Origin of the sequence: Paenibacillus sp. Soil522 (assembly GCF_001428245.1) — a bacterium.
GTDB lineage: Bacteria > Bacillota > Bacilli > Paenibacillales > Paenibacillaceae > Pristimantibacillus.
Window position 1 is genome coordinate 1 of sequence record NZ_LMRV01000103.1, and the last position, 6,181, is coordinate 6,181.

The 6,181-nt window shown below is 42.3% G+C and carries 6 protein-coding genes and 1 pseudogene; 6 read left to right on the forward strand and 1 reads right to left on the reverse strand.

Translation table 11 applies throughout. The features are described from left to right. Positions 1 to 185 (forward strand): hypothetical protein (locus ASG81_RS28145; protein ID WP_235549070.1); only part of this gene is annotated, 185 nt, incomplete at its 5' end. A gap of 359 nt (positions 186 to 544) precedes the next feature. Here ASG81_RS28145 and ASG81_RS28150 read toward each other — a convergent pair. After that, positions 545 to 1,750, reverse strand: a complete 1,206-nt coding sequence (locus tag ASG81_RS28150) for an IS110 family transposase (protein WP_056642660.1) — start codon at positions 1,748 to 1,750, stop codon at positions 545 to 547. A gap of 385 nt (positions 1,751 to 2,135) precedes the next feature. On the opposite strand from ASG81_RS28150, the gene ASG81_RS28155 reads away from it, so the two are divergent. The 5 genes and pseudogenes from ASG81_RS28155 to ASG81_RS28175 all read left to right on the forward strand — a co-directional run. Beyond that, a complete protein-coding gene (locus tag ASG81_RS28155; protein WP_056642664.1) occupies positions 2,136 to 2,930 on the forward strand; it encodes a hypothetical protein in 795 nt (264 codons plus the stop codon). A 333-nt stretch (positions 2,931 to 3,263) separates the two neighbouring features. Then, entirely contained in the window at positions 3,264 to 3,740 is a 477-nt protein-coding gene (locus ASG81_RS28160; protein ID WP_056642667.1) for a GNAT family N-acetyltransferase, read from the forward strand. A 70-nt stretch (positions 3,741 to 3,810) separates the two neighbouring features. Beyond that, positions 3,811 to 4,890 carry a CHAP domain-containing protein gene (locus tag ASG81_RS28165; protein ID WP_235549071.1) on the forward strand — a complete coding sequence of 360 codons (1,080 nt, stop codon included), beginning with the start codon at positions 3,811 to 3,813 and terminating at the stop codon, positions 4,888 to 4,890. Between the two features lie 180 nt (positions 4,891 to 5,070). Continuing rightward, positions 5,071 to 5,502, forward strand: coding sequence for an NUDIX hydrolase (locus ASG81_RS28170; protein ID WP_162255081.1), 432 nt, complete (start codon positions 5,071 to 5,073; stop codon positions 5,500 to 5,502). A gap of 170 nt (positions 5,503 to 5,672) precedes the next feature. Next, positions 5,673 to 6,068 (forward strand): annotated as a pseudogene (locus tag ASG81_RS28175) (NADPH-dependent FMN reductase); the annotation flags it as partial. Positions 6,069 to 6,181 lie beyond the last annotated feature (113 nt).

Consider the following 6,181-nt stretch of genomic DNA (forward strand, 5'->3'; position numbering starts at 1 on the left):
AGAAGCAACTTATTATAAATATGGCTAATCAAATCAGTAACTTAAAAGAGCAATTACAGCAGAAAAACAATGAACTTGAACATTTTAAAAAGAATGATCAACAAAACAACATTACTGAAGAGACATTAAAAGAAGACTTCGAAACATTACTCCAAATATTCCATAGAGCAAAGCAATTGACTTAAAAATTGTCAAAGGATAGGAACATTGCCCGATTGGAGTCCGCTTAAATCGCGGGCTTTTTTAGTTATAGGATTAAGTTCTTTTCAATTGCGATGACAAGTACATTATCCGATTGCCGACAGAGATAATGTATACTTAGCGAAGATCGATTTCCTTTAAGTCTCCAAATCAGCATCACCCTTAACAATCCGGTATTAAGGGTCTCGGCTAGCAACTCTTCGTTAAACTAAACCAGCTAATATCTTGTCAAGATTTTTCTAATTAACGAACGACTGATTGATGTTATACTGGAAAACGAGCATGCCAAATAACCCTCCTCATTATGATGGAAGGTATTTCATATATTTCGTTGATTTACCAACTAAGTTAATTCGAGGAAATTTTCTTTCCTTTTAAGCATGGCAAATATCCAATGGAGCAACTTGTTCACACAGGCGATCATCACTAATTTATGAGGTTTTCCCTCGGACATTTTCTTGTCGTAAAAGGCTTTGAGCTTTTTACTGCCAGTACGCCTTAGCCCACAGAGTACGGCCATATATAAGGCGCGCCTCAGCCTGCTGGATCCTCGTTTTGTGATCCGATTAATGGTTGCGGTAAATTTACCGGAGATATGCACGCTTGGATCTACACCAGCGAAAGCTACGAGCTTCTTAGGGTGATTAAACCGATTGATCTCACCGAGTTCGGAAATAATCGTTGCAGCGATTTTCTCTCCAATACCGGGAATCGATTGGATAATATCATATTCTTCAACTTCATTTGCGAGGGCATCTATTTCCTTTACGAGGGCTGTTAGATGCTCTTTGTAATGAAGTAGCATGTTAATGTACATACTCATGCTAAACAAATGGCTTTGATACGGTGCTTTACGAAACGGATTTCGGGTTGCAGCTGCCATAAGTTCTTGAGCCTTTTCCTTAGCCCATTTTTCGGAACGACTTGTACATAAAATTGCAATCTTCTCAGTTAATTGAGGCTCACCGGTGCTCAGTACGGCCTCGGACGTCGGGAATTCCAACAAGGTTTGTAAAGACACCACAGAATACAAATCCCCGAATACACCCTTAAACTCCGGAAACACTTGGTCTAATGCTGCTTGGAATTGTAGTTTGATCTGGACAAACTGACCCGTTACCGATTCATGCTGTCTTGTAAGGTTGCGAAGGTTTAATAATTGAACACCTCTTTTCTTATGAGGTTCGAAATCCTCTTTATAAAAGAATTCGCATAAAGCATAAGCATCAAAGGCATCCGTCTTCACTTTCCGTAAGCTTGAAGACTTTTTCGCTTCATAAGACAGAAGTGGATTTACAATGATGTAAAGGTAGTTGTGTTCGTCCAGGAACTGTGTAACAGGGGTATGATAATGACCTGTCGCTTCCAGGATGACCATCGGCAGCTGTCCTGTCATGGATTGAATGTCTTTCAAAAAGTGAAGAAAGGCCCCCAATCCCTCACGGGTATGATGGACAGTAAAGCTTTTACCATAAGGTTTTCCCTTGTCTAAGAAGGCTTGGCCTTGACTTTCCCCCTTAGCAATATCCAGTCCAACTACTGGATTCATCTTATATCACCTTCCAATTCGTATTTGCCGGCAGCCCCTAGTCCTTCTTGCAGTGTCATAGCTTCGCTTGTTATACGAGATCGTTGTCTCAACCAGCCTCAAACATGTTTCTACAAGTAGGGGGTGAACAGTTTAGCACACGGGATCATGGTCCCACGGGCAGTTACGTTCGACCCCGGCTACCATTTACTAAACCTCTTAATAACAAAAGAGGTCAACCAGAAAAAACTGGCTGATCTTATAATACGAACGGGCAGATTAGTATGCAAAATAAGGAAATAAAATATTTACATCTAGGAACATATGTTCTAAAATTAAAGGAGCCTTTAGTATGCTCTGAAATAGAATCTAAGGTTATGCCATAAATATCGGGAGGTATTTAAAAATGGAACGGATTAGCGAGCTTACATTCGTTTTCCCGCAGAACACAGAAGTGGAGCGAGAGTGGGGTACCCATTTTCGCAATCTACTGGAACATATCCCCTCGCTTAGACAAGGCAGCACGGCTTTGCCTAGGATCGCATTCCGGTGGGAGAATAGGACATTTCCCGCCGTATATTGGAGCAATAGTGAAGATTCAGATAGACCTATTCCTCTAGGTTACGGTGTCGAGAGTTTCGTGTCCGTACAAGAGGGAGCGATTTCGATGGAGCAACTTTACAAGCGACTTGAAGGCAGGCTCATCGGAATGGATCACGCGGGCGTGAACATCCCTACGGCTTCAATTACACCTTCGGAGTGGACAGCCTTGCTGTCGGAACTGGCGAAAAGGGCGAATCTTTATCGTTACCCGGGCGAGGACTGGCCGTTCATCCTGCCCGCTGAAGAAGAGGAATTCGAGACTGATATTACCAACTTCTCTATCAAGCGAACGCCTAAGTTTGAGCTTGTTCACGATAAGTACACGAATAGTCCGATTTTCCAATTCGCGTTGGAGACGGATCTATCGAGGGAAGAGTCCGAGGCGCTTTTCCCTGACCCGATCGGCTTCGCGATCCCAGGGCTGGACGGGATTTTCCGATCATTATTCATTCGTCATCCCTGGGAACGGGAGATGGCCATCCGGTTCGATTTATACTATAAACCGGCAAGTCTAGAGCTGTCGGATTGGGAGACGGGGGAATGGCTGGTTGTGAACGGCGGACGAATGGTGGGAGATAAGAGAGAACGAATTGGTTAATCATTTAAATCATTAAGCTAAAGGGTAACTATAGCATAATGAATAACCAGGACGAAGCTGCCGGCATAGATCGGCAGCTTTGTTACGCTAAACGGGCAGTTTACGTTAACGAATAAAAACCGGCACATAATTGTGTCGGTTAACGATGCTCCCTAAAAAAGCCATAGATACATAATAGTCTATAAAAAAATTCAACATAAGTCTATTACTTTTTTCACATAAATTGTATGGTAATTAAGCGACCGCGGCGCAAAAACGATAAGAGAAACGGCACAGCTAAAAGCAACAACGTAACAGGTAATTTACCTAAGATAATGAAGGGAGAAGCCCTGCATGATTACGCTCAGAAAAATCACGCTGGAAAACCGACGTGCCATATTTAACCTGGAAGTTTCAGAAGATCAACGCCGCTTCGTTGCATCTAATCTATCAAGCGTAGCTTCGTGTTATGTCCTTGCAACCAATGGGGGACATCCTTTTCCGTTTACCATTTACGCGGATGAACAACCGGTCGGTTTTGTAATGATTACTTATAGAATCACCGGGTACGAACTCCCGACAATCGCAGACGACAGCTATTGCATCGTGCGACTGATGATTGACAAACAATACCAGAACAGGGGCTATGGTCGGGAAGCCATGAAAAAAATCTTGGAATTTATCCGAACCTTTCCGGCAGGGCCTGCACATTACTGCTGGATTTCCTATAAGGATGATAACGTGGCCGCCAAAAAGCTTTATGAAAGCTTCGGTTTCCGTGAAAACGGCGAAATCTTAGGAGACGAGCTAATAACCGTATTGCGACTCTGATTTGCTTTGAACTAACGGATACCGAATCATCGCATGTAATTTGTTCATAGAAGTTAAGGAGGCTATTATTTTGATCGGTGAGCGGAAGAAAAATAAGCGTTTTGAAAGTATTAAAATACTTGTTGATGAAATGTTGTTTTCTATTGAAAGTATGGTTAACAGGCATGAAGCAACGGTTTACTTATACGGGGTATCTACATTTGCTTCAATGCTCGCCATAAAGCGAGGACAAAATCCAGAACTTGCGGCGATTGCTGGATTGCTTCATGATTATTATGTTTTTAAAACTGAAATCGCTGAGTTTCCCGGTCCTAATAGTGCCGAGACAGTTAGAGTTATAATACGGGATATTGGCATGTTTACTGAAGAAGAACAGATCACTGTTCTCCGGTCAATTTTCTACCAGGATGATAGCAGTCGAAGCCATGGTCCATATGAAGAGATCGTTAAGGATGCAATTATACTTCAATTATATTTTCAAAATTCAGCCCGCAGGTTACGTCAAATGGATGTGAATCGGCTACGAAAGGTGCTTGGTGAACTGGGACTTCAGGGCGAATTTATAGAAGAGTTATTCCACAAAGAGAAGGAAACAAAACCACAACTCAACGAGGACAAACGCAGTAAGTTGGCAGATATTGCAGAAATGCTTGCTGAGCAAAACATAATCGGTGTCCCAGGAGATGAAGGCTATCGGGAAATATGCAGATATTGGCCAGATGCGAGTATATATAAAGAGCTAAAGAATAGTTGGTGTGCTGCTTTCGTATACCACAGTTGCAGACAAGCCGGATTTCTTTTGCCTATACGATATCCGAATGGGAGCCATAGGCTAGCCGGCGTTGGTGCATGGTTGGAATGGGCTCAGTTACCTGAAACTGGGTTCTTCCATCTTGACGAGCAGGATGGGTTTACGCCTCAACGAGGTGACATCGTCATTTATGATAAGCTTCTATCAGATCATCCACATGATCATATTGGGATTGTTCTTGCTGTTAACGAGAAAGAAATTTTGGTAGCAGAGGGTAACAGGGATAATAAAAATTACTCGAGTATTTTTCACAGGGATAGAAGGCATTGTATTCTAGGCTATATCCGCATCGACAATAATTATCAATATTATTTCAGTGGGGACTATAATCCTCTGTAACATCAAGGTTCTCTATTGAGCTAGCGGGTACGATAGCGAAATGAGACTGGAGCAGGCGCCGCGGTGCTGCTCCCTGTTTTCATTGAAGTAACGGGCAGTAGAGCGTGGGTTGACCTGAAACTTTTTCCACTATTTGGCGTCAAATTTATGTTAACCAATATAATATTAGGGGGAACTATTTTGTCAAATAAGTTGATGGGTGCAGCAGCAATTATATTTGATTCAGAAAGACGCATTTTGCTGGTAAAACACAGCTACGGTAAAAATAATTGGGATCTTCCAGGTGGGAAATCTGAAGAGAATGAATCAGCACAGGAAACTGCAAAAAGAGAGGTGCTGGAAGAAACAGGGCTTAAAGTAGAAGTTGGGCAATTAACTGGAATTTATTATGACCCAAACTATGACATGCATCATTTTGTTTTCATTTCAAATAACGAAAATAATCAAGAACCTGAGCCAAGTTCACCTGAGATTTTGGAATGCAGATATTGCTCGATCGATGATCTGCCAAAACCAATTAGTGATTTCACTTATAAACGTATACAGGATGCTTTAAAGAATGACAGACAGCATCTCTTCCATACTATAGGACCGAGACAGTGGATTGAATAATCTTTCTGCCTAATAAGCGTTCAACTAACGGGTTATTGCGTGAGACGAAAGAAGCAATAGCCTATGATATGTGTCGGAATCACAGAAGAAGTGAGATGATGTGGAATGGATAAGGAAATTAAACTCTTGGCTATTTCGGGTAGTCTTCGTCAAAAGTCCTCAAATACAGCATTAATGAATGCCATCATCGGATTAGCCCCGCGGGTAGTCTTCGTCAAAAGTCCTCAAATACAGCATTAATGAATGCCATCATCGGATTAGCCCCGGAAAACATGAAATTTACCATCTATGGCGGGTTGGGTGACCTTCCGCATTTTAACCCTGACATCGATGTTGACGAAGGACCTGCTCCTGTCAGAGGATTAAGGACACAGCTTAAGGAGGCAGATGGTGTGCTTTTATGTACACCGGAATATGGGAACGGCGTGCCTGGCGTGTTGAAAAACGCCTTGGATTGGCTCGTATCTACAACCGAGTTTATGAATAAACCTACAGCGGTAATCAGTGCCTCACCAACTCCAATGGGCGGTGATAAAGCTCATGCTTCACTTCTACTTACACTTAAAACAATGCTGAGATTGTAGCTATTTAGCCCCTATTTAGACTTGGACAGTACACCCCTTACTTAGATACAATGAAATCAAGCGGAGGGGAACGAGATATGAAGAAGAAACAGTAC